16 protein-coding genes and 3 tRNA genes are annotated in these 22,265 nt (G+C 69.9%); 7 read left to right on the forward strand and 12 right to left on the reverse strand.

The window, feature by feature from the left end; genetic code table 11:
- Positions 1-75 precede the first annotated feature (75 nt).
- From ASE56_RS05250 to ASE56_RS05260, 3 genes are all read left to right on the forward strand, one after another.
- Positions 76-648, forward strand: a complete 573-nt coding sequence (locus ASE56_RS05250; protein WP_056225901.1) for a DNA-3-methyladenine glycosylase I — start codon at positions 76-78, stop codon at positions 646-648.
- 186 nt (positions 649-834) lie between these two features.
- On the forward strand, positions 835-2,382 hold the full coding sequence (locus ASE56_RS05255; protein ID WP_056225904.1) for a DEAD/DEAH box helicase: 1,548 nt from the start codon (positions 835-837) through the stop codon (positions 2,380-2,382).
- Positions 2,383-2,547: 165 nt separating this feature from the next.
- On the forward strand, positions 2,548-4,887 hold the full coding sequence (locus ASE56_RS05260) for an excinuclease ABC subunit UvrA (protein WP_056225909.1): 2,340 nt from the start codon (positions 2,548-2,550) through the stop codon (positions 4,885-4,887).
- Positions 4,888-5,077: 190 nt separating this feature from the next.
- Here ASE56_RS05260 and ASE56_RS05265 read toward each other — a convergent pair whose 3' ends face one another.
- The 8 genes from ASE56_RS05265 to ASE56_RS05300 all read right to left on the reverse strand — a co-directional run bounded on the left by ASE56_RS05265 (position 5,078) and on the right by ASE56_RS05300 (position 13,745).
- Positions 5,078-5,554: a hypothetical protein gene (locus tag ASE56_RS05265; RefSeq protein WP_056225912.1), complete on the reverse strand. Its 477-nt coding sequence runs from the start codon at positions 5,552-5,554 to the stop codon at positions 5,078-5,080.
- A gap of 528 nt (positions 5,555-6,082) precedes the next feature.
- Entirely contained in the window at positions 6,083-6,835 is a 753-nt protein-coding gene (locus ASE56_RS05270; protein ID WP_056225915.1) for an SDR family NAD(P)-dependent oxidoreductase, read from the reverse strand.
- Between the two features lie 94 nt (positions 6,836-6,929).
- The gene (locus ASE56_RS05275) at positions 6,930-8,684 is read right to left on the reverse strand and encodes a sodium:proton antiporter (RefSeq protein ID WP_082450322.1); all 1,755 of its coding nucleotides are present in this window, start codon (positions 8,682-8,684) and stop codon (positions 6,930-6,932) included.
- An 83-nt stretch (positions 8,685-8,767) separates the two neighbouring features.
- Positions 8,768-10,021: a kynureninase gene (locus tag ASE56_RS05280; protein WP_056228213.1), complete on the reverse strand. Its 1,254-nt coding sequence runs from the start codon at positions 10,019-10,021 to the stop codon at positions 8,768-8,770.
- A 22-nt stretch (positions 10,022-10,043) separates the two neighbouring features.
- The gene (locus ASE56_RS05285; protein WP_056225918.1) at positions 10,044-10,982 is read right to left on the reverse strand and encodes a hypothetical protein; all 939 of its coding nucleotides are present in this window, start codon (positions 10,980-10,982) and stop codon (positions 10,044-10,046) included.
- A gap of 10 nt (positions 10,983-10,992) precedes the next feature.
- Complete coding sequence (locus ASE56_RS05290) at positions 10,993-11,250, reverse strand: glutaredoxin domain-containing protein (RefSeq protein WP_056225922.1); 258 nt, start codon at positions 11,248-11,250, stop codon at positions 10,993-10,995.
- A gap of 41 nt (positions 11,251-11,291) precedes the next feature.
- Positions 11,292-12,419, reverse strand: coding sequence for a glycosyltransferase family 2 protein (locus ASE56_RS05295; protein ID WP_056225925.1), 1,128 nt, complete (start codon positions 12,417-12,419; stop codon positions 11,292-11,294).
- Between the two features lie 174 nt (positions 12,420-12,593).
- Positions 12,594-13,745, reverse strand: a complete 1,152-nt coding sequence (locus ASE56_RS05300) for a polysaccharide deacetylase family protein (RefSeq protein ID WP_056225928.1) — start codon at positions 13,743-13,745, stop codon at positions 12,594-12,596.
- A 108-nt stretch (positions 13,746-13,853) separates the two neighbouring features.
- Between ASE56_RS05300 and ASE56_RS05305 the strand changes: the two genes are divergently transcribed.
- The 3 genes from ASE56_RS05305 (at position 13,854) to ASE56_RS05315 (ending at position 17,732) form a co-directional block, all read left to right on the forward strand.
- The gene (locus tag ASE56_RS05305; protein WP_056225931.1) at positions 13,854-14,810 is read left to right on the forward strand and encodes a Gfo/Idh/MocA family protein; all 957 of its coding nucleotides are present in this window, start codon (positions 13,854-13,856) and stop codon (positions 14,808-14,810) included.
- 41 nt (positions 14,811-14,851) lie between these two features.
- Positions 14,852-16,045, forward strand: a complete 1,194-nt coding sequence (gene chrA, locus ASE56_RS05310; protein ID WP_082450323.1) for a chromate efflux transporter — start codon at positions 14,852-14,854, stop codon at positions 16,043-16,045.
- 103 nt (positions 16,046-16,148) lie between these two features.
- Positions 16,149-17,732: an AMP-binding protein gene (locus ASE56_RS05315; RefSeq protein ID WP_056225934.1), complete on the forward strand. Its 1,584-nt coding sequence runs from the start codon at positions 16,149-16,151 to the stop codon at positions 17,730-17,732.
- Positions 17,733-17,814: 82 nt separating this feature from the next.
- Here ASE56_RS05315 and ASE56_RS05320 read toward each other — a convergent pair whose 3' ends face one another.
- From ASE56_RS05320 to ASE56_RS05335, 4 genes are all read right to left on the reverse strand, one after another.
- The gene (locus ASE56_RS05320; protein WP_056228222.1) at positions 17,815-19,821 is read right to left on the reverse strand and encodes an MDR family MFS transporter; all 2,007 of its coding nucleotides are present in this window, start codon (positions 19,819-19,821) and stop codon (positions 17,815-17,817) included.
- A 485-nt stretch (positions 19,822-20,306) separates the two neighbouring features.
- Positions 20,307-20,379 (reverse strand) — tRNA-Phe (locus ASE56_RS05325).
- A 64-nt stretch (positions 20,380-20,443) separates the two neighbouring features.
- Positions 20,444-20,517 (reverse strand) — tRNA-Asp (locus ASE56_RS05330).
- Between the two features lie 30 nt (positions 20,518-20,547).
- A tRNA-Glu gene (locus ASE56_RS05335) sits at positions 20,548-20,620 on the reverse strand.
- Positions 20,621-20,834: 214 nt separating this feature from the next.
- Here ASE56_RS05335 and ASE56_RS05340 point away from each other — a divergent pair.
- A complete protein-coding gene (locus tag ASE56_RS05340) occupies positions 20,835-22,265 on the forward strand; it encodes a peptidoglycan DD-metalloendopeptidase family protein (protein ID WP_056225938.1) in 1,431 nt (476 codons plus the stop codon).

The following is a 22,265-nucleotide window of genomic DNA, read 5'->3' on the forward strand; positions in this document are numbered from 1 at the left end:
AGGGGGGCGCCGCCGTCCGCTTCGCGTCTCTTCGCGCTGCCGTGCCATGTCGGTGGTCGGCTCTAGCCTGAGGTGATGAGCGACGTCCTCATCGGTCTCGACGGCACCGCCCGCTGCGCGTGGGCCGGCGCCGACGCCGAGTACCAGCGGTATCACGACGAGGAGTGGGGTACCGCTCTGCACGGCGACCGTCCGTTGTTCGAGAAGATGAGCCTCGAGGGCTTCCAAGCGGGGCTGTCGTGGATCACGATCCTGCGCAAGCGTCCGCGCTTCCGTGAGGTGTTCGACGGGTTCGATCCCGCCGCGGTGGCGGCGTTCGGCCCCGACGACGTCGAGCGATTGATGCAGGATGCCGGCATCGTCCGCAACCGCGCGAAGATCGAGGCCGTGATCGGGAACGCCGGCATCGTCGCCGAGATGGCCGAGAGCGAGCTCGACATGCTCATGTGGTCGTTCACGCCGGCCGCGCACACCCCGCCTCGCGTGTTCGCCGACGTCCCCGCCGTCACCCCCGAATCGACAGCCCTCAGCAAGGAGCTCCGCCGCCGCGGTTTCCGCTTCGTCGGCCCCACCACGATGTACGCGCTCATGCAGTCGTCGGGCATGGTCGACGACCACGTGGCGGGCTGCTGGCGCGCGGCCGCGTGACGCACCGCTAGACTGGACTCATCGGGAGCCTTCGCTCCCTGCGTCGTCGAACGCACCGGCCCCCTTTCATTGGGCCTTTGACCTTCACGGCGAACGGATGCGCCACCCGGCGCCTTCGCCCCCTGCAGCCGCAGCATCGCGGCATCCCGAACCGCCGTGCGCGCGTGCGCCGCGGCTGGAGTATTCATGACGTCCCAGACTTTCGCCGACCTCGGCGTGCCCGCCCCCCTCGTCGACGTTCTCGCCTCGCAGGGCAAGAACGACGCGTTCCCCATCCAGGCAGACACCCTGCCCGACACCCTCGCCGGACGTGACGTGCTCGGCCGCGGCAAGACCGGCTCGGGCAAGACCCTCGCCTTCTCTCTTCCCCTCGTCGCGCGCCTCGCCGGCAAGAACGACCGCCGTCGCGGCCGCAAGCCCCGCGCCCTCGTGCTCGCTCCCACCCGCGAGCTCGCCAACCAGATCGACGAGGTCATCAAGCCCCTCGCCGCGGCCTACGGCCTGGTCACCACCACCGTGTACGGCGGCGTGAACCAGAAGCGTCAGGTCGACGCGTTCAACGGCGGCGTCGACATCCTCGTCGCGTGCCCCGGTCGCCTCGAAGACCTCATCGGTCAGGGCCACGCGAGCCTCGACGACGTCGAGATCACCGTGCTCGACGAGGCCGATCACATGGCCGACCTCGGCTTCCTCCCCGGTGTCACGCGTCTGCTGTCGCGCACGCCCGCCAACGGCCAGCGCATGCTGTTCTCGGCCACCCTCGACAACGGTGTGGACAAGCTCGTCAAGCGCTTCCTGCGCAACGAGGTGCTGCACTCGGTCGACGAGGCGCACTCGCACGTCGCCGCGATGACCCACCACGTGTTCGCCCCCGCCGATGCCGACGCCAAGAAGGAGCTCGTGCAGACGCTCGCCTCGGGCACCGCGCGCCGCATCCTGTTCATGCGCACCAAGCACCAGGCCAAGAAGCTGGCCAAGGCCCTGACGGCCGCGGGCATCCCCTCGGTCGACCTGCACGGAAACCTGTCGCAGCCGCAGCGCGACCGCAACCTCGCCGCCTTCGGCGACGGCCGCGCCAAGGTGCTCGTCGCGACCGACGTCGCCGCCCGCGGCGTCCACGTCGACGGGGTCGAGCTGGTCGTTCACGTCGACCCGCCCGTCGAGCACAAGGCGTACCTGCACCGCTCGGGCCGTACCGCCCGTGCCGGCACCGCCGGTGACGTCGTCACGATCATGCTCCCCGAGCAGCGTCGCGACACCCTCGACATCCTGCGAAAGGCCAAAATCTCGGCCACGCCCACGGCCGTGACGCCGACCTCTCCCGAGGTCGTCGCCCTGGTCGGCGAGGTCGCTCCGTACGTCAAGCCCGAGCCGATCGTCGCGCAGCCCCAGGGCGGCGGACGCTCGCAGGGCGCGAACGCCCAGCGCAAGCGCGCCGAGCGTGCCCAGGGTGCGGACGCCGCATCCGCCGGCGGCGGACGTCGTCGCCGTGGCCGTGGCGCCGGCGGCCCCTCGGCCGATGCCCCCGCCGCCGCGGGCCACGCGCCCCAGGGCGGCCGCAGCCAGGGCCAGCGCTCCGGTGCCGGTCGCGGCCAGGGCACCGGTGGCGGACAGCGCGCCGGAGCGGGCGCCTCGCGTTCGCAGGGCGCGGGCCGCTCGGCATCCGGAACCCCCACGACCGGTATGGTCGTCGGCGCTCGCAGCCCCCGCACGAACCGTCGCGCCCAGGGCTGATCCACGTCACGAGGCCCCCGCAGATCCGTCTGCGGGGGCCTCGTCGTTTCGCGGAGTCGTCTGCCGTCGAGGCGGGCAGGTCGGGGGTCGAGCGTCCTCGCGCGGGCACGTCTCGCGGATGTCGGAGGTGTCCGCCACACTAGGGGGCGACCCGAGGAGCAGCGCATGAACGGTCCCGACACCCACGACGTCATCCGCGTTCGCGGTGCACGCGAGAACAACCTGAAGGACGTCGACCTCGACGTGCCCAAACGTCGGCTGACGGTTTTCACGGGGGTCAGCGGGTCGGGCAAGTCATCGCTCGTCTTCGGGACGATCGCGGCGGAGTCGCAGCGGCTGATCAACGAGACGTATCCGACGTTCGTGCAGCAGTTCATGGGTGAGCTGTCCCGTCCCGACGTCGACGCGCTCGAGAACCTCAGCGCCACCATCCGGGTCGATCAGGAGCGGATGGCCGCCAACGCGCGCTCCACCGTCGGCACGGCGACCGACGTGCACGCCATGCTGCGTGTGCTCTTCAGCAGGCTCGGTCAGCCGCACGTCGGGTCGTCTCAAGCCTTCTCTTTCAACGTCCCGTCCATTTCGGGCGCGGGTGCCGTGACCATCGCGACCGGCGCCAAGAAGGGGCAGAAGGAGCGCCGATCGTTTGAGATCACGGGCGGAATGTGCCCCGACTGCGAGGGTCTCGGCCAGGTCAGCGACATCGACCTCGACCAGCTGATTGATCCGAAGCTCTCGCTCAACGCCGGGGCGATCCTGGTGCCGGGTTACACCGCCGACGGGTGGATGGTGCGCGTCTACAGCGAGTCGGGCTTCGTCGACGCCGACAAGCCGGTGGGCGAGTTCAGCGAGCAGGAACGCCAGGACTTCCTCTATAAAGAGCAGACCAAGGTCCGCATCGCCAACACGAACATGACCTACGAAGGCCTCGTGCCCAAGGTCACCAAGAGCATGCTGCAGAAGGATCGCGACGCCCTGCAGCCGCACATCCGCGCTTTCGTCGATCGGGCCGTCACCTTCGTGGCGTGCCCGGCGTGCGGGGGGACCCGCCTCAACGAGGGCGCTCGCTCATCGCGGATCGGCGAGGTCAACATCGCGGATGCCGCGGCCATGCAGATCACCGATCTCGCTGCCTGGGTGCGCACGATCGACGACCCGATGGTCGCTCCCCTCATCCAGGGTCTGCGCGAGACCCTCGACGCCTTCGTGCACATCGGGCTCGGGTATCTGTCCTTGGATCGCGCGAGCGGCACCCTGTCGGGCGGCGAGGCGCAACGGACGAAGATGATCCGGCACCTCGGCTCGAGCCTGAGCGACATCACCTACGTGTTCGACGAGCCCACGGCGGGGCTGCACCCGCACGACATCCAGCGCATGAACGAGACCCTGCTGCAGCTGCGCGACAAGGGCAACACGGTGCTCGTCGTGGAACACAAACCCGAGGTGATCGAGATCGCCGACCACGTCGTCGACCTCGGTCCGCGCGCGGGGCGCGGCGGCGGGACCATCCAGTTCGAGGGCGACGTCGCCGGCCTTCGGGCCTCCGCGACGTTGACGGGACGCTTCCTCGACCATCGAGCCCGGCTGAAGGACGCCGTCCGGACGGCGACCGGGGTCCTGCCGATCCGCGGCGCCTCCCAGCACAACCTGCGTGACGTCGACGTCGACGTGCCCACGGGGGTCCTCACCGTCGTGACGGGCGTCGCGGGATCGGGAAAGTCGTCGCTCATCCACGGCAATCTGCCCGCGTTCGACGATGTGGTCGTCGTCGACCAGACCGCCATCAAGGGGTCGCGGCGCAGCAGCCCGGCGACCTACACCGGCATCCTCGATGCGGTGCGCGCCGCCTTCGCCAAGGCGAACGGAGTGAAGCCGGCCCTGTTCAGCGCCAACAGCGAGGGGGCGTGTCCGGCCTGCAAGGGGCTCGGTGTCATCGTCACCCAGCTGGGTTTCCAGTCGACGGTCGAGACGGTGTGCGAGCTGTGCGGTGGCACCGGCTTCTCGGACGACGTGCTCGAGTACACGCTCGACGGAAAGAACATCGCCGAGGTTCTCGCCATGTCGGTCGATGAGGCGGCGGAGTTCCTGGTCAAAGGCCCGGCGGCGGCCGTCCTGGGGCGCCTCCGCGATGTCGGACTCGGGTATCTGACGCTCGGCCAGTCCCTCAACACCCTGTCGGGTGGAGAACGCCAACGGCTCAAGCTCGCGATCTCGATGGCCAAGACGGGGGCCGTGTACGTCCTCGACGAGCCCACGACGGGGCTGCACCTGGCGGACGTCGACACCCTCTTGCGACTGCTGGATCAGTTGGTGGATGCCGGCAACACGGTCGTCGTGATCGAGCACCACCAGGCGGTGATGGCGCACGCCGATTGGATCATCGATCTCGGGCCGGGTGCGGGCCGCGACGGCGGCGCGATCGTCTTCGAGGGGACGCCGGCCGCTCTCGTCGCGAAGCGGGAGACGCTCACCGGCGAGCACCTCGCCCGATACGTCGGGGTCTGACCGGCGACTCCGCGGTCAGGCGCACGGGCACGGTCCCGTTATGGGGCCGAGGCCGTCGCGCGGCACGAGGGCAGTTGTCGCCCCCGGGCCTGGTCGGGTCGCCGCGCTCGCGCCGGGCCGTGGTTCAACGCGTCGCGAGCGCGGTCACCGCGCCCGTCTTCGCCTCTCACCGACTGCCGGCAGGAGTGCCTCAGCCGCGTGACGGAAGGGTCGCGTCGTGCAGGTGGCGATCGCCGTGAGAGAGGACTTTGACCATCACGCCGCGTCGACGAAGGTCCGCAACGGCGCGGGTCTCGTCCTCGCGCGTCAGCCCGAGAGCGTGCACGCTCGCGACGACGAGCACGTCACCGCGCGTCAGCGTTCCGAAGAACCGGTCGAGTCTGTTCGACCATCCCTCGAGGGTCTCGGGCGCCGGGTGACGGAAGCCCTCGATCGGCACGCCGAAGCGCGTGAGATCGTCGCGCTGTTGCTTGACGGTCTCCATGTCGGGGCGTGAGACCACGAGGCCGACCAGCCGCGATCCGGCGGGGCGCGCACGCCACCAGTCGCGATCGCTCTGCAGTTCGGTGAAGCACTTCGGACACTCGGCCGCCGCGTGCACAAGTGGCACGGGGCTGGTCCCGGCGGCATCCGCAGATGACGGCATCGTCGGGATCGGATCGCTCATGGAAACCTCCGCAACCATTCTGCCGCACGACCCTGCGAAACGCCCCGTTCCGCGCGCGGCCCGGCGTCCCCCCTGTGTCGAGGCGCGTCCCAGAAAGTGCTGTCTACTGCCCCCTCAAGCAGCCAAAAGTGGGACATGGTCTGAGGGCGAGCGACCCGCATCTCCCCTCGCATCAATCCGTGTCCCAGAAAGTGTCGGGGCATGTCCCAGAAAACGCTGTCCGCCATGGCCCCAGGCAGCCAAAAGTGGGACATGGTCGGGGCCGCCAGCGACCCGCGGCCCGCTCGCATCTACCCATGTCCCGGAAAGTGTCGGGACATGTCCCAGAAAGTGCTGTCTGCTGCCCCCTCAGGCAGCCAAAAGTGGGACATGGCCCGGCGGCCATCGACCCTGGTCCCACTTCGCGTCGGGGCATGTCCCAGAAAGCGCTGTCTGGCGCCCCGCACCGCTCAAGCAGCCTCCTGGCCACACCCGCGCGGCCCCGGCAGGCAGCACCGGACCCGCCGCGGCGGGCCCGGTGGGTTCGCCTCAGTGGGCGGAGTATCCGCCGTCGACGAGGTGGTAGCTCCCCGAGATGAACGACGCGTCGTCGCTCAGCAGGAACAGCGTGAGGGCGGCGACTTCGTCGTCCGTGCCGAGGCGGCCGGCGGCGTGCTCGTTCTCGAGGTGGGTCAGCGCCTCGGGCGACAGGCTCGCGCGCACCAGGGGAGTGTCGATGAATCCGGGGCCGACGGCGTTCGTGCGCACGCCCTGGGCGGTGTACTCCAGCGCAGCGACCTTGGTCAGCCCGACGAGGGCGTGCTTGGCCGCCACATAGGCGGAGCTCTGGGCGATGCCCACCGAGCCGAGGACGGATGCCATGTTCACGATCGCTCCGCCACCGGAGGCGACGATGGCGGGGAGCTGGAACTTCAGCCCGTAGAACACCCCGTCGAGGTTGATCGCGCGCACGCGGTCCCACGACTCGATGTCGTAGTCGCCGATGGTCGCGGCCTGACCGCCGATGCCGGCGTTGTTCACCGCCAGGTGGAGTCCGCCGTAGGTCTTCTTCGCGAATTCGACGGCCGACTCGGAGTCCTGCCACTTCGCGGTGTTCTGGGCGAACGCGGTGGCGGTGCCGCCGACGACGGTGATCTCCTGGGCGACGCGTTCGGCGGCCTCGAGGTTGATGTCGGTGACGATCACCGATGCGCCTTCTTTGCCGAGCTGCCGCGCAATGGCGGCTCCGATTCCGCTTCCTCCGCCGGTGACGAGGGCGACTTTCCGGGCGAACCTGCTCATGGGGTACTTCTCTCCCGCCGTCGAGTCACCCCGACTCTCGCGGTGACCGCATGCGCGCGAGGAGAAACCGAAACCCCGGTCCTGGTATTCCTCGTCAGTCGTCCGCGCCGTCGTCGATGCGCAGCTCGAGACTCAGCTGGTCGGCGTCCAGCTCGGCGAGGGCGTGGCGCAGCGCCGCCGTGCTGAAACGCCCGTCGCGGCTCAGCTCGCCCAGGCGCTTGCGCATCGCCTCGATGGAGGCCAGACGCAGCTCCAGCAGGTCGCGCACCCGTGCGTTCGCTTCATCGTCGTCGTCCGGCGGCTGCACGAGCCGGGCGCCGGCGCGCTCGACCAGGTCGGCGGGGAAGGGCTCGCCGTCGCGCCGCGCGAGCGAGCCCGACTGAACGGCCGTGATCGCGGCATCCCGAAGCTCCGAACTCAGGGCTCGCTGCTCGTCGCGCGTAGGTCCTTCGCCGCCGTCGCCGCTCAGGCCCACGCCGCGCACGACCGGCGACAGCGTCAGTCCCTGCAGGACCAGGCTGAACAGCGCGACGAGGAAGGCGACGAAGATCAGCAGCGGACGTTGCGGGGTGTCCACCGGGAGCGTCTGAGCCGCCGCGAGGGTCACGACCCCGCGCATCCCCGCCCAGACGATCACGGTCCCGTGACGGGCGGTCAAGGGCGAGTCGCGGTAGTAGTCGAGATCGGCCATCGTGCGCGAGATCCTCGCGCGCATCCACCCGATGCGGCGCTCGGTGCGGGCGGGGTCGGCACGCCCCTCGCCGAACTGCTCGGGTGCCTCCCGGTACGCCTCTTCGAAGCGGTCGAGGCGCTGCTGCGCGCCCTCGATCCGGTCCTGGTGGCGAACGTGCCGTCGGCTGCGCCGAGCCTGCACCGCGATCAGCCCAGTCACGTACAGCGCCCGCACGAGCAGCACGATCCCGAGCGCGGAGAGGGCGAGCCACGTTCCGTGCCAGAGCCCCTCGTGCTCCCTGAGGTTGGCGACGACGATGTCCTTCAGCTCGAGGCCGAAGACGAGGAAGACCCCGCCCTCGAGGATCAGCTCGACCGTGCGCCAGTTGAGCCGGTCGCTGATGCGCTGCTCCGGGGTGAAGCGCCGCGCCGCGCCCTGGCCGGTGACGATGCCCGCGACCACCGCGGCGACCAGACCGGATCCGCCGAGGTGCTCGGTCGGGAGGTAGGCGAGGAAGGGGATGGTGAAACTCAGCGCGGTGTTCGCGGCGGAGTTCGAGACGCGCTCGCGCACGCGCAGGTTGGCCCAGCCGACGACCGCGCCGAACACGAGGGCGATCGCGACGGCCCACGCGAAGTCGGCGAGGGCGTCGCCGAACGCGAATCCCGAAGCCACGGCCGCCACGGCCGTGCGCAGGAGCACGAGAGCGGTGGCGTCGTTGAGCAGGCTCTCGCCCTCGAGCATCGTCACCACGCGCGGCGAGATCCCCAAGCGTTTGGCGATCGAGGTGGCCACGGCATCCGTGGGGCTGAGGATCGCGCCCAGGGCGATGGCGAGAGCGAGGCCGAGACCGGGGATGACGGCCCAGAAGAACAGACCGAGAACGAGCGAGCTGAAGACGACGAGAAGCACGGAGAGCCCCGCGATGGGGGCGAAGTCGCGACGGAACTCGATGGCCGGAAGCTGCACGGCCGCCGAATAGAGCAGCGGGGGCAGAACCCCCACGAGGATGACCTCGGGGTTCACCGAGAACGGTTCGACGAAGGGGAGCAGGCTCACTCCCGCGCCGACCGCCAGAAGGACGAGCGGGCCGGCGACGTTGAAGCGCGGCCCGATCACCGTGGCGAGAGCGACGACCACCACTCCGGCGAGGACGAGGAGGAGGGGATCGATCACCCTTCGAGGCTATCCCTCGGGCTTCGCTCGGCGGAGCGGCACCGGGCGACGAGATGAGCGGGGTTCTCGATGCCGCCGGGTCCTCAGCTCTCCGCGCGCACGGCGGCGGCCACGGCCTGCAGTCCCGCCAGGGTCTCGGCGAAGCTCGTCGACAGGGGCGAGAGTCCGATGCGCAGCCCGTGCGGGTCGCGGTAGTCGGGGATGACGTCGTCGCTCCACAGGCGGGCCGTCACCGCCCTCATCGCGGGGTGCGAGAGCGTCACGTGTCCGCCGCGTTCCGCCGGGTCGCGCGGAGAGGCGAGCCGCACGCCGAGCGGACTCAGGATGCCGTCGGCCACCCGCACCGCGAACTCGGTGAGAGCGATCGATTTCGCCCGCACCGCCTCGATGCCGGCAACGTCGAGAAGGTCGAGGGTGTCCTGCATGGCGACCATGGCCAGCACCGGGGGTGTGCCGGAGAGGAAGCGGCGCATACCCTCGGCGGGGCGGTACTGCGGCCCCATCGAGAAGACGTCGGCGGCCCCCATCCATCCCTGGACCGGCTGGGTCAGGGTCGCGTGATGACGAGACGCGACGTACGCGAACGCGGGGGAGCCGGGCCCGCCGTTGAGGTACTTGTAGGTGCAGCCGACCGCGAGGTCGGCGTTCCACGCGTCGAGCTCGACCGGCACGGACCCGGCCGAGTGGCACAGGTCCCATAGCACGAGCGCTCCGGCTCGGTGCGCGATCGCGGTCAGCTCGGGTCCGTCGGCGAGGAAGCCCGACCGGTACGAGACGTGGCTCAAGAGCACCACTGCGGTGCGCGGTCCGACCGCGGCGCGGAGGGAGTCGGCATCCACTCCGCGTGCGGTGTCGACCTCGACCCAGACCACGCGCGCTCCCCGTTCTGCCGCGATCCCCTCGACGAGGTAACGGTCGGTGGGGAAGTCGTCACGCCCGACGACGATCTCGACGCGTTCGGGATCGCGTGCCGTCTGGGCGTCGAGGGCGGCGCGCAGCATCTTGTAGAGCAAGACGGTGGTCGAGTCGCCGATCACCGTCTGACCGGATGCCGCGCCCAGCGCCAGGGCACCGATCCGGTCGCCGATCACGAAGGGCAGTTCCATCCACGTCTCGTCCCACCCGCGGATGAGACGTCCACCCCACTCGTCGGTGACGAAGCGTGCGAGCCGATCGGCGGTGGCGCGGGGAGGCCGCCCGAGCGAGTTGCCGTCGAAGTAGATCAGCGACGTCTCGCTGCCGACGAAGGCGTCGCGGTGGTGCGCGAGGGGATCGGCCTCGTCGAGGCGCCGCGCCTCGGCGGCGAAGGAGTGGGCCGGGGCCTCGAGCCGGTCCACGGAGCCGAAGTCGGGGGAGGGGTCAGTCGACACGGGTGAGCTCCTCGGTCGGAACGACGGTCGCCCGGCTGAGCCAGCTCGCGACCTCGTCGTCGTCGGTGGGGGCGGCGCCGGCGACGAAGGTCGAGACGGCGTCGAGGGGCCGGGCGCGGGGCCAGGGGTCGGTGAGGGCGGTCACGAGAGCGTCGCCGCGCACGCCCGCCTCGGTCAGGGCGAGCAGCTCGCGCCGATTGACGCCCACGGGCAACGAGCCGTTGCCGAGGTCCGTGCCGTAGAGCACGCGGCCGCCGCGCGCGGCGAACGCGCGGAGATTCGAGATCGCGCGCTCGCGATCGGCCCCGCGGTGGATGTCGAGCGTCGAGATCCACGCTTGGCCCGCGGCGACGGCGCGCGCCACCTGGCGTCGAGAGACGGCGGCGTCGAAGGGGGCGTGAGCGAGGGCGGCGACGCCCGCATCGATCGCCCGGTCGACCTGACCGGGGCCTTGGGCGTGGGCGACGACGGGGAGGCCCCGCTCGGACGCCGAGGCGACCACGGCGGCGAGGGCGGCGTCGGACAGCACCGGACCGGCGTCGGCGTGGAGCGCGACCTTGATGAGTGACGCTCCGGCATCCGCCTGCTCATCCACCGCGGTGCGGGCTCCGCCCTCGACTCCCGGATGACGCGAAGGATCGGTGACGAACCGGACGATCGACGGCGGAGCCCACGAGCGACCGTCGGGGTACCCGCCGGGGACGGTGAGGAAGGCCCCGGCGAACGCGGTCCGCGGCAGGCCGGACGGCCGCCGCGCGAGGGCGAAGGGATCACCGCCGAGGTCGACGACGGCGGCGATCCCTCGACGCCCGAGGGCCGCGGGATCGATCAGGTGCAGGTGCACGTGGTGATCGACGAGCGCGGGCAGCGCGCTTCCCGTTTCAGCGGTGAGCGCGCGCCGCACGGGCCACGCGGCGGAGAGGATCACGCCGTCGCGATCAGATCAGCGACAGCTCGCGGAGCTTGCTCTCAACGTCGGCGTTCGACGGCTCGACGTGGTGGCTGGAGTCGGGGTAGACGACCACCGGGATGCTGGTGCGCCCGGAGATCTCTTTGGCGACGTCGGCCGCGGCGGGGTCGGCCACGAGGTCGATGTACTCGTAGTCGATGCCGAGCTCGTCGAGCTGCTTCTTGGTGCGGATGCAATCGCGGCACCAGTCGGCGCCGAACATACGGATGGTTGCGTCGGAGGACATGCCTCCAGCGTACGCCGCAGCGCGACGGTGAGCGCCGGGGGTCAGGCGGTGACTTCGTCCTCGAGGGGCTCGATCGCACGGACGGCCTTGCCGACACGGCTCTTCTTGGGCGCGTAGACCACGAGGGCGTGGAAGACGAAGCGCACCACGAAGGCGGCGATGAGCGTGAGGGCCGCGGCGATGACGCTGGGCATGTGGGCCTGGCTCACGAGAACCCAGATCACCGGAATGCGCACGATGGCCTCGACGCCGTTGAACGTGAACGACTTGATGAAGCGATGCCGCATGAGGCCGGACTCGGCGCGCATGTCGGCGAACACGAGGTACTCGAGCGCGATGAAGTTCGCGACGATCGTGACGATGCTGGCGATGACCGCGGCGACGAGGTACTGAACGCCGAAGGCCTGCAGGGCCCACATGATCGCGAGGTTGGCCACGGCTCCCAGCCCGCCGACGAGGGCAAACGCCGACATGCGTCCGAAGCGGAGCATGGTCAGCTGGGTGAGGAAGCGCATGCCCTGGCTGAAGGTCGCCTTGGACTCACCGGCGAAGCGGGGGGCGAACGAGAACGGCACCTCGGCCACGCGCATCTGCTTGCGCGCGAGGATCTCGAGCAGGATCTTGAAGCCGCGCGGCTGCAGGGTCTCGATCTCGAGCGTGCGGCGGTCGACGAGGAAGAAGCCCGTCATCGGGTCGGTGCAGTTGTTGAGCTTCTTGGGGAACATCGCCTTGGTCAGCAGCGTCGACGCGCGCGACACGGTGGTGCGCACCGCATTGGCGAGACCGTCGGAGGTACCGCCGGCGACGTAACGCGAGGCGACGACGACGTCGGCGTCGCCGACCTCGGCGCGCGCGAGCATGTCGGCGATGACCTCGGGCGGGTGCTGCAGATCGCCGTCCATGACGACGCAGCGGTCGGACTCCGCGGCACGGATGCCCTCGACCACGGCGCCGCCGAGACCGCCCACCGGGTTGTCGCGGTGGATGAGGCGGACGGGGATCTCGGATGCCGCGGCGACGGCCCGGATGATGTCAGGGGTGTCGTCGGTGGAGTCGTCGACGAAGATCACTTCGACCGTACGACCGAGCAGCGCGTGTGTCGTCCGTCGGACGAGCTCGGCGACGTTCGGACCTTCGTTGAAGGTCGGAACGATGACGGAAAGGTCCATAGAAGCTCGCGTTTTCTCGGTAAGACAGAAGTGAACAGCGCAGAGCGGTCGGCGCGTGCCCGGTCTGAAAGTCTGGCGTACTTACCTGAGAGATCACGGATGCCCACCTCGGTGGGCCATGAGCGACTGCTCGTGAGCGGGTGTTCCCGCCGATTCTCTCCGGCAGGGGGAGGGTCAGCCGATCTCCTTCTTGAGATCGTCGGCCGTCATTCCGTAATTCATGCGGATGACGGGCAGGGCGAGTTTATCGGTTCCGATGCGCACGTATCCGTGTTCGATCGTGCGACCCAGCTCGAAGCCGGCGCGACGCAGTCCCTCCTTCGTCGTGTCGTTGTAGTGCCCGAAGGGGTAGGCGACGACCTCTTTCGCTCCGAGGATCTGCGCCGACCGTTCCAGATCGGCGGCGATCGTGTCGGCGTCCTCGTTGACCATGCGCCCCTTGCCGTTCGCTCCGGCGCGGTGCATGTCGTGGGTGTGCGACCGTTGCAAGACGAAGGGGTTGGGTGTGCCTTCCGTACGTGCCGAGGTGATGACGAACGAGGTGGTCAGGAGCTTCCGGTCGCCGACGATCGGGGCGGCCATCTCGAGCCAGGTGCTGTCGGCGTCGTCGTCGGTGATGACCACGGAGTGCTTCGGCAGGAAGAGCGTGCCGTCGATGAACGCGCTCAGCTCGTCCCAGGTGGGCAGGTAGAAGGCGGACTGCTGGATGTGGGCCATCTGCGCGTCGAAGTCGCCGACGTAGGTGTAGTTCAGCCGCAGCCAGTTGTCTTCGCCGTTCGGGTTCCGCGTGAACTGGTGGTACATGAGGATGGGGATGCCGGCGGCCTCGGCTGCGTTCGCCTCGGGGGTCGTCCACCCGGCGTGGAGCGTCCGCTGCCGGTCGGTGCAGGCGACGAGGTCGGCGCCGTTCAGGCGCGCGGTCTGCGTCATCGCCGAGGCCGCGGTCGCGTCGTCGTACCACCCGGCGAAGACGCGGCCGTCGGCGCGCGGGATGGGCAGGTTCTGGTAACGAGCGCCCTGCGTCTGCAGCTGCGGATCGAGGGCGATGCCGTCCCCGGCGAACGAGACGGCGCAGGCGTGCGGGTCGGTCGAGCCGGCGAGCAGCGCTTGCGCGGGCGTCAGGGGCGTCGCCGTCGGGGTCGGCGTCTCTGCGGGTGTGGCGCTCACGGAGGTGTCGTCGGCGACGAGGGGAGCCTCTGGGGCGCGGGTCAGGGCGATCGCGACGACGCCCGCGCCGATCAGGGCGACGGCGATGACGGCGCTGATCGTGCGGCGCCGACGGGTACGGCGGGCGCGGCGACGATGCTCGGCTCGGGTGGTGTTCATGGTGCCTCGGGCTTCGGACGGGTGATTCGGCGCGATCCTATCGACGTGAAAAGCCACACCCGTGAACGAGGGGACCGTGCGGCGCGGCGTTCGCGGGAGGATGAGGGCATGATTCGCATCGGCATCGTCGGGACCAGTTCCATCTCCGAACGCTTCGCGGACGCCGTCGCCGTCGTCGCGGGCGTCGAGGTCTCGCGGGTGGCGTCTCGAGACGCCGAGCGCGCCCGGGCCTTCGCCGACGCGATCGGGGCGCCACGCACCGCGGTTGGCCTCGCGGACCTCCTCGCGGCCCCCGACGTCGACGCCGTCTATCTCGCCAGCCCCAACGCGGTGCACGCGGAGCAGGTGCGCGAGGCGGTGGATGCCGGCATCCCGGTGCTCGTCGAGAAGCCCGCGGTGCTGTCGGCGGAGGAGTGGGATGCCGCGGTGTCGCACGCTCGCGAGCGCGGCGTCGTCCTGCTCGAGGCGATGCGCTCGGGGTACGACCCGGGACTCGACGCGGTCCGCGCGCTGCTGCCGCGGTTAGGCGTGGTACGCCGCGTCTCGCTGCGATACGAGAAGCGCTCGGCGCGGTACGACCACGTACTCGCGGGCGAGCAGACGAACATCTTCGATCCGGCGCTGGGTGGGAGCGCCCTGCGCGACCTGGGGGTGTACCCGCTCCACGCGCTCGTGCGGCTCTTCGGCGCGCCCCGCTCGATCGACGGCGTGCGCGTCGGGATCGCCTCGGGGACGGACGGGCTCGGGAGCGCGATCGCCGCATACGACGGGTTCGTCGCCGACGTCGCCTGGTCGAAGATCACCGATAGCGCCCTGCCCAGCGAGATCCAGGGGGAGGACGCGTCGCTCTCGATCGACGCGATCGACGCTCCTCGCCGGTTGGTGCTGACTCCGCGCTCGGGGCCGGCCGAGGTCATCGAGGTGGACGCTCCGGCCAACCCGATGGTCGGAGAGGTCGAACGTTTCCGCGACGCGGTGGCGGGGGCCGACGTCGCCGATGATCAGCGCGTGACCGGCGTCACCCTGGCGCTGGTGGACGCGCTGCTCCGTCCTCGTCTGGTGTGACGATTCACCCGTCGTTTCCCCCGCTGCGCCAGGATGGGTCGGTGCAGCGGTCCGGTTCCGTCCGCGAGGTGTTCCTCGCCTTCCTTCGTCTCGGCCTCACCTCGTTCGGTGGGCCCGTCGCGCACCTCGGGTACTTCCGCGACGACCTCGTCGTTCGCCGCAAGTGGATGGACGACCGGGCGTACGCCGATCTCGTGGCGCTCTGCCAGTTCCTCCCCGGTCCGGCCTCGAGCCAGGTGGGCTTCGCGATGGGGCTCCAGCGGGCCGGAGTGTTCGGCGCGCTCGCCGCATTCCTCGCTTTCACCCTTCCCTCCGCCGTCCTTCTCGTCGCGTTCGCCGGGGGAGCCGCCGTGCTCGGCGGCCCCGTCGCCGCCGGCGTGATCTCGGGTCTGCAGGTCGTGGCGGTGGCGATCGTCGCCCAGGCCGTGTGGGGGATGACCCGCACGCTCGCGCCCGACGCCGCGCGGGCGGGTATCGCCGTCGTCGGCCTCGCCCTCGCGCTGCTCCTTCCGGGGGCTCCGGGGCAGCTGGGGGCTCTCGCCGTCGGGGTGCTCGGTGGGCTCGCGCTCCTGCGCGGTGTCGTCGAGCCCTCTGCGCCGGCGCTGCCGTCTTTCGGCGTGCCCCGCGTCGTCGCCGTGACCTGTCTCGTCCTCTTCGTGGGCGGGCTGGTGGGCCTTCCCGTGCTCGCGGCGGCTACCGGGTCGGGGGTGGCCGCCCTGATCGACGCGTTCTTCCGTTCGGGTGCCCTGGTATTCGGCGGCGGCCACGTGGTGCTGCCCCTGCTGCAGGCGGGGGTGGTCGAGACCGGGTGGGTCTCGCCCGAGGCGTTCCTTTCGGGGTACGGCGCCGCCCAGGCGGTGCCCGGCCCGCTCTTCACGTTCTCCGCCTATCTCGGTGCGGTGTCCTCCGTCGGTCCCGGGGGGATCGCGGGCGCGGCCCTCGCGCTCGCCGCGATCTTCGTGCCGGGCTTCCTCGTGCTCACCGGCGTCCTGCCGTTCTGGGATGCGGTGCGGTCCAAGCCCCGCGTGCGCGCCGCGATGCGCGGGGCCAACGCGGCCGTGGTCGGCATCCTCGGTGCCGCTCTCTACGCTCCCGTCTTCACGACCGCCGTCACCGGTGCGGGATCGTTTCTGCTCGCGGTGGTCGGATTCGTGTTGCTCACCGCGTTCCGCGTTCCGGCGTGGGCGGTCGTCATCGTCGGGGCCGTCGGGGGCGTGGTGCTTGGCTTCACCTGAGCGGGCGCCGAGAGCCGGTCCCGTCCGGGATGACACCGCGTCCCACGGATGCCAGGATGAGCGAACGGCACCGTCGCCGCGGCAGTTTTCGAGGGAGAGAACCGTGTTCCAGAGCCCGTACCCGAGCATCGAGATCCCGGACCAGAGCATCTACGACTATCTCTTCGCATCGCTCGAGGAGTCCGATCTCGATCGCGTCGCGCTGGTGGACCCCGCCGGGGGTGCCGAGACCACCTACCGCGCCCTCCGCGCCCAGGTCGACGCGTTCGCCGGCGCCCTGGCCGCCCGTGGTGCCGACACCGAGACCGTCGTCGCGATGCTGTGCCCGAACGTCCCCGCGTTCGCGACGGTGTTCCACGGCATCCTGCGTGCGGGGTCGATCATCACCACGATCAACTCCCTGTACACGGCGAACGAGATCGAGAAACAGCTGAGGGATGCCGCGGCCACCTGGCTCGTGACCGTGTCGCCGTTGCTGCCGCAGGCGCATCAGGCCGCGCGCGCCGTCGGCATCCCGGACGAGCGCGTCATCGTGCTCGACGGCGCGGAGGGGCACCCCGATCTGCGCTCGCTGGTGGGCGAGGGCCGCACCCCGCCCGAGGTGAGCTTCGACCCCGCGACCCACATCGCGGTGCTGCCGTACTCGTCCGGCACCACCGGGGTCCCCAAGGGCGTCATGCTCTCGCACCGCAACCTCGTCGCGAACGTGCACCAGTGCCGGGCCGTCATCGAGATCGCCCGCGACGATCGGGTGCTCGCCGTGCTGCCCTTCTTCCACATCTACGGGATGACGGTGCTGTTGAACCTCGCGCTGCGCCAGCGCGCGACGCTCGTCACCATGCCGAGGTTCGACCTGATGGAGTTCCTGCGCACCGTGCAGGATCACCGGTGCACGTTCCTCTTCATCGCCCCGCCGATCGCCGTCGCCCTGGCCAAACACCCCGCCGTCGACCAGTTCGACCTCTCGAGCGTGCACAGCGTCTTCTCGGGAGCGGCTCCGCTCGACGGCGAGACCGCCGAGACCGCCGGGCGGCGCATCGGCGCGCGTTTCTATCAGGGCTACGGCATGAGCGAGTTGAGCCCGGTGTCGCATGCCATCCCGGCGGGTACCGACATGCCGGTCAGCTCGGTGGGCGTGCTCATCCCGAACTGCGAGGGGCGGCTCGTCGATCCGGAGACCGGAGCCGACCTCGAGGAGCACGGCGACGACGGCCTCACGGCACCCGGAGAGATCTGGGTGCGCGGCCCCAACGTCATGCTCGGTTACCTCAACCGTCCGGACGCCACCGCCGAGACACTGGATGCCGACGGCTTCCTGCACACCGGAGACATCGGCGTCCACCACGTCGACGGGTACTTCACGATCGTCGACCGGCTCAAGGAGCTCATCAAATACCACGGGTACCAGATCGCCCCGGCAGAGCTCGAGGCCCTGCTGCTGTCGCACCCGAAGATCCAGGATGCCGCCGTCATCGGCGTTCGCGGCGACGACGGCGAGGAGATCCCGAAGGCGTTCGTGGTGGCCGCCCCCGAGGCCGGTCTGAGCGCCGACGACGTGATGGCCTTCGTCGCCGGCGAGGTGGCCCCGCACAAGAAGGTGCGCCGCGTCGAGTTCATCGACGTCATCCCCAAGTCGACCTCGGGGAAGATCCTGCGCAAGGACCTGCGGGCCCGCGAGACCGTGTGAGGTCACCTCGTCCCGTGGCGGGCGCGAGAAGGGCGGGGCGTCTCACGACGACCCCGCCCTTCTTCTTCGGAGTGATTGCCGCTCAGGGAGCGATCAACGCGCCGGTCTGGGCGGCGGCCTCCTCGGCGCGCTCGTCCTCTTTGTCCTTGCCGCGGCGCTCGTCGGCGGCCTCCTGCAGGGCCGACTTCGACCGCAGCGGCGGGGTGCGGAAGAACAGCGACAGCACGAAGGCCAGCAGCACGACGCCCATCGCGGTCCAGTACACCGTCGTCGCCGAGGAGTTGAAGCCGACGAGGAACGGCTTGGTCAGTCGCGCGTCGGCTCCCACGAGGAACGAGGTGTCGTCGAGCGTCGAACCGCCGATCGAGGTGTTCTCGTCACCCGCGGTGAACTGGTCCTCGATCGTCGTGGCCGCGGTGTCCACGAAGGCCGCACGCTGCGCGGCATCCGAGAAGTCCAGGCTGACCGTGCCGTCGGACGAGACGCGCGCGACCGGCACCTGCTGCTGGATCTGCGTCGTGGCCGCGGTGATGGCCTGGGCGACGGCCGTCTGCGTGGCGGCGGCCTGCGCCGACGCCGGGATGCGACCTGCCGCGACCTGCTCCGTGACGGCCTGGGTCGCGGCATCCTGAGCCTGCTTCACCCCGGCCTGCAGCTGCGTCGTGGTCCCCTCGACGATCTTCGACACGATCGGGGTGTAAATGCCCGACATGATCTTCTCGTTCGCGGGGGCCGAGGCCACGGTGGGGTCGAGGGCCGCGTCGAGAGCATCGGTGAGCGTCGCGCGGTCGGCGAAGGAACCGATGATGTTCGTCGGCATGAGCGTGAACAGCAGCGACAGCAGCACCGCGGTGCCGAGCGTTCCACCGATCTGGCGGAAGAACGTCGATCCGCTCGTGGCCACGCCCATGTCGCGCAGGCCCACCGAGTTCTGGCTGGCGATGGTCAGCGTCTGCATCAGCTGGCCGAGGCCGAGGCCGATGACGAGCATCGCGATCGCGACGTGCCAGTAGGGGCTGTCGTACTTCAGGAACGTCAGCAGGAAGAAGCCGACCGACATCAGCGCCGTGCCCAGGATCGGGAACATGCGGTAGCGACCGGTGCGCGCGATGATCTGACCGCTCGCGATCGAGGCGATCATCAGGCCGAGGATCATCGGCAGCATCTCGAACCCGCTCTGCGTCGGCGAGGAGCCGAGCACGAGCTGCAGGTACAGCGGCAGGGTCAGCATCGCTCCGAACATGCCGAAGCCGACGAGCACGCCGATGATGGTCGCCATCGAGAACGTCGGCGAGCGGAAGAGCTTCAGCGGGATGAGCGCGTCGTCCTTCATCGCGGTCTCGGCGATGACGAAGGCCAGGATGCCGAGCGCGCCGATGACGTAGCAGGCGATCGCGATCGGCGAGCCCCAGCCCCACTCGCGACCCTGCTCGGCCACGAGGAGAAGCGGGACGAGCGCGACGATGACCGTCGTGGCGCCCCACCAGTCGATGCGCACCGAGTGCCGCGGCTGCTTGGGGATGTGGAGGAAGCGCCAGACGATCGCGAGCGCGACGATGCCGATCGGCACGTTGATGAGGAAGACCCAGCGCCATCCGGTGATGAAGAGGATCTGGCTGGCTCCGGCGAACAGGCCGCCCACGAGCGGGCCGATGACGCTGGAGATGCCGAAGACGGCGAGGAAGTAGCCCTGGTATTTCGCGCGTTCGCGCGGGGCGAGGATGTCACCCATGATCGCCAGCGGCATCGACATCAGTCCACCGGCGCCGAGGCCCTGGATGGCGCGGAAGGCGGCGAGCTCGACCATCGAGGTCGAGAAGCTCGCGAGCACCGATCCGATGATGAAGATGAGGATGGCGATGAGGAACAGCGGGCGCCGACCGAAGATGTCGGAGAGCTTGCCGTAGATCGGCGTCGAGATGGTCGACACGATCAGGTAGGCCGTCGTGACCCAGGCCTGAAGACTCAGGCCCTGCAGGTCGTCGCCGATCGTGCGGATCGAGGTGCCGACCACGGTCTGGTCGAGGGCGGAGAGGAACATGCCGGCCATGAGGCCGAAGATCACGAACATGATCATGCGGTGGGTCATGACGGTGTTCGTGCCGCCCGTGGCGGGGGGCGGAGTGTGGGCGCGCCTGGTTCGAGTGGTGATGTCTGACATCGGGGCCTCTTCGTGAGAAGGCCTGGCGGACGGCTCGGGAAAGCTCAGTCGAGCGCCAGGTGTTTGCTAAAAGTCAACAAATAGTAGCGCTGTCTGACGGCGTCCGGAACCACTCGCGGCTGTGGGGACGCTATGCGGGCGGCGCGGCGCGGCACGCCGCGGGTGCGGCGCCGGGGCCGGTTGCGGGGAGCGGGGCCGTCACGAGAGCACGGGATGCCAAGGGAACAGGGCGTCATCGCGGAGAACGGCCTGCTCTCGACGCGTGCCCTGTTCTCGGGGCGGCATGAGACGCCGGCTCGCGAGGCGGAAGCGAGTGAGGGAGGCCGACGCAGAGCGGCATCCGGGCAAAGCAAAACCCCCGCCATGTAGAAGCTAGGCGAGGGTTTCTGGGATGACTGTAATGATCATCCGTGTGGCTCCGACGGGCGTCGATCCCGTGACCTCACGATTTTCAGTCGTGCGCTCTACCAACTGAGCTACAGAGCCGAGCGGCATGTCTGCCGCTTCCTAGACGAAAGGCCTCCTCGAAAGAAGGCCCGTCGCTGTGGAGCGACCCTGACGGGACTTGAACCCGCGACCTCCGCCGTGACAGGGCGGCACGCTAACCAACTGCGCTACAGGGCCATGCATTTTCAATTGTACTTCACCGGAAAGTGACCCCAACGGGATTCGAACCCGTGCTACCGCCGTGAAAGGGCGGCGTCCTAGGCCGCTAAACGATGGGGCCGGATGAGCCTGAAACCTTGCGATTTCATCCTCGCTTGCCGACGACCGAGCCTACTTCACATCTTCGGAGATTGCCAATTCGGGGCGTGGCGTGCGGCTCCCGCGCGTGTCGAGGGCGCAGGATGGGCCGCGGCAGCGGGAACTCGCCCTGTTGTGCGTGTGACTCGTGTTGCTACTGTTAGCCGAGTTGCGACCCGGTGAGATGAGGTAGTCCCGTGACGCTCGTGCCCCCTGATAAGACTGACGACTGCGGCTGCGCCCCCACGGCGAGCGAACAGCGGCGTTTGTGGCCCACCTTCGACCGGCGCAGTGCGCTGAAGTACGGCGCCCTCGGCGCTGTCGCTCTGGGTGCCTTCGGCGCCGCGACGTCCGGCTTCGCCTCTCCCGCCGTCGCCGCCGACTACCCCTCGTGGGATGACGTGCAGGCGGCCAAGGCCAACGAAACAGCGAAGGCCGGCGAGATCTCGCGCATCCAGGGGCTGATCCAGGGCTTGCAGTCCGAGGTCGCCCGCACGCAGGCCGAGGTTCAGGCCCGCTCCGACGAGTACTACGCCGCACAGCAGGCCTTCCAGGATGCCGACTACCGGGCCCAGCTGATTCAGCAGCAGGCCGATGCCGAAGCGGCGAAGGCGACGGATGCCGCCAGCAAGGCCGGGAAGGTCGCCGCGCAGCTGTACCGCTCCGGCGGCGACGACACCTCGCTCGACCTCTTCTTCTCGGGCTCGGCCGCATCCGCGGACGACCTGCTCGCCAAGCTCGGCACGATGGACAAGCTGCTCGAGCGGAACAAGTCGGTGTACGCCGCGGCCGTCTCGGCGCGCGACAACGCGAAGAACCTCAGCAACCAGGCCAACGACGCCCGGGCCGAGCGCGACCGTCTGCAGAAGATCGCCGAAGAGAAGATGGCCGCCGCTCAGCAGGCGGCCCAGGCGGCCCAGGAGGCCCTCGCCGCGCAGCAGGCCAACCAGGCCGTGCTCGAGGCGCAGCTCGCCGCCCTCCAGGACACGACCGCCAAGACCGTGGCTGATTACCAGGCCGGCGTCGAAGCCGAGCGCAAGGCACGCGAAGAGCGCGAGCGCAAGGCCCGCGAAGAGGCCGCAGCCCGTGACGCGGCCGAGCGTGCCCGCCGTGAGCAGGAAGCCCGCAACAACCAGAACAGCGGTGGTGGCGGCGGAGGCGGCGGTGGCGGAGGTGGCGGTGGCGGTGGCGGCGGAAGCGTCGGCGGATCCGGCTGGGCTCGTCCCTCGTCGGCCTACACGTCGTCGGGCTACGGCCCCCGCTCCGGCCAGTGCAACTCCAGCTACTGCGCCAGCACGTGGCACCTCGGACTGGACTTCGGCGCCAGCTGCTGGTCGCCCATCTACGCCGCGGCCTCGGGTCGAGTGACCTACGCCGGTGTCAACGGTGGTTTCGGAAACTACATCCGCATCCAGCACGACGACGGCTCGGGAACGGGCTACGGCCACATCGTCAACGGCGGCATCTACGTCTCGTACGGTCAGCGCGTCTCGGCCGGTCAGCAGATCGCCGCGACCGGTCAGACCGGCAACTCCTTCGGCTGCCACCTGCACTTCGAGGTCTACCCTCCCGGAGGCGGCACCACCGACCCCGCGCCCTGGTTGCGCGCCCGCGGCGTCTCGGTCTGA

Origin of the sequence: Microbacterium sp. Leaf203 (assembly GCF_001421275.1) — a bacterium.
GTDB classification, from domain to species: Bacteria; Actinomycetota; Actinomycetes; order Actinomycetales; family Microbacteriaceae; genus Microbacterium; species Microbacterium testaceum_A.

Bases quoted from the DNA above. Each gene is read 5' to 3' on its own strand.
- ASE56_RS05250 (WP_056225901.1), top strand. From the start codon at position 76: ATGAGCGACGTCCTCATCGGTCTCGACGGCACCGCCCGCTGCGCGTGG.
- ASE56_RS05255 (WP_056225904.1), top strand. From the start codon at position 835: ATGACGTCCCAGACTTTCGCCGACCTCGGCGTGCCCGCCCCCCTCGTC.
- ASE56_RS05260 (WP_056225909.1), top strand. From the start codon at position 2,548: ATGAACGGTCCCGACACCCACGACGTCATCCGCGTTCGCGGTGCACGC.
- ASE56_RS05265 (WP_056225912.1), bottom strand. From the start codon at position 5,554: ATGAGCGATCCGATCCCGACGATGCCGTCATCTGCGGATGCCGCCGGG.
- ASE56_RS05270 (WP_056225915.1), bottom strand. From the start codon at position 6,835: ATGAGCAGGTTCGCCCGGAAAGTCGCCCTCGTCACCGGCGGAGGAAGC.
- ASE56_RS05290 (WP_056225922.1), bottom strand. From the start codon at position 11,250: ATGTCCTCCGACGCAACCATCCGTATGTTCGGCGCCGACTGGTGCCGC.
- ASE56_RS05295 (WP_056225925.1), bottom strand. From the start codon at position 12,419: ATGGACCTTTCCGTCATCGTTCCGACCTTCAACGAAGGTCCGAACGTC.
- ASE56_RS05300 (WP_056225928.1), bottom strand. From the start codon at position 13,745: ATGAACACCACCCGAGCCGAGCATCGTCGCCGCGCCCGCCGTACCCGT.
- ASE56_RS05305 (WP_056225931.1), top strand. From the start codon at position 13,854: ATGATTCGCATCGGCATCGTCGGGACCAGTTCCATCTCCGAACGCTTC.
- ASE56_RS05320 (WP_056228222.1), bottom strand. From the start codon at position 19,821: ATGACCCACCGCATGATCATGTTCGTGATCTTCGGCCTCATGGCCGGC.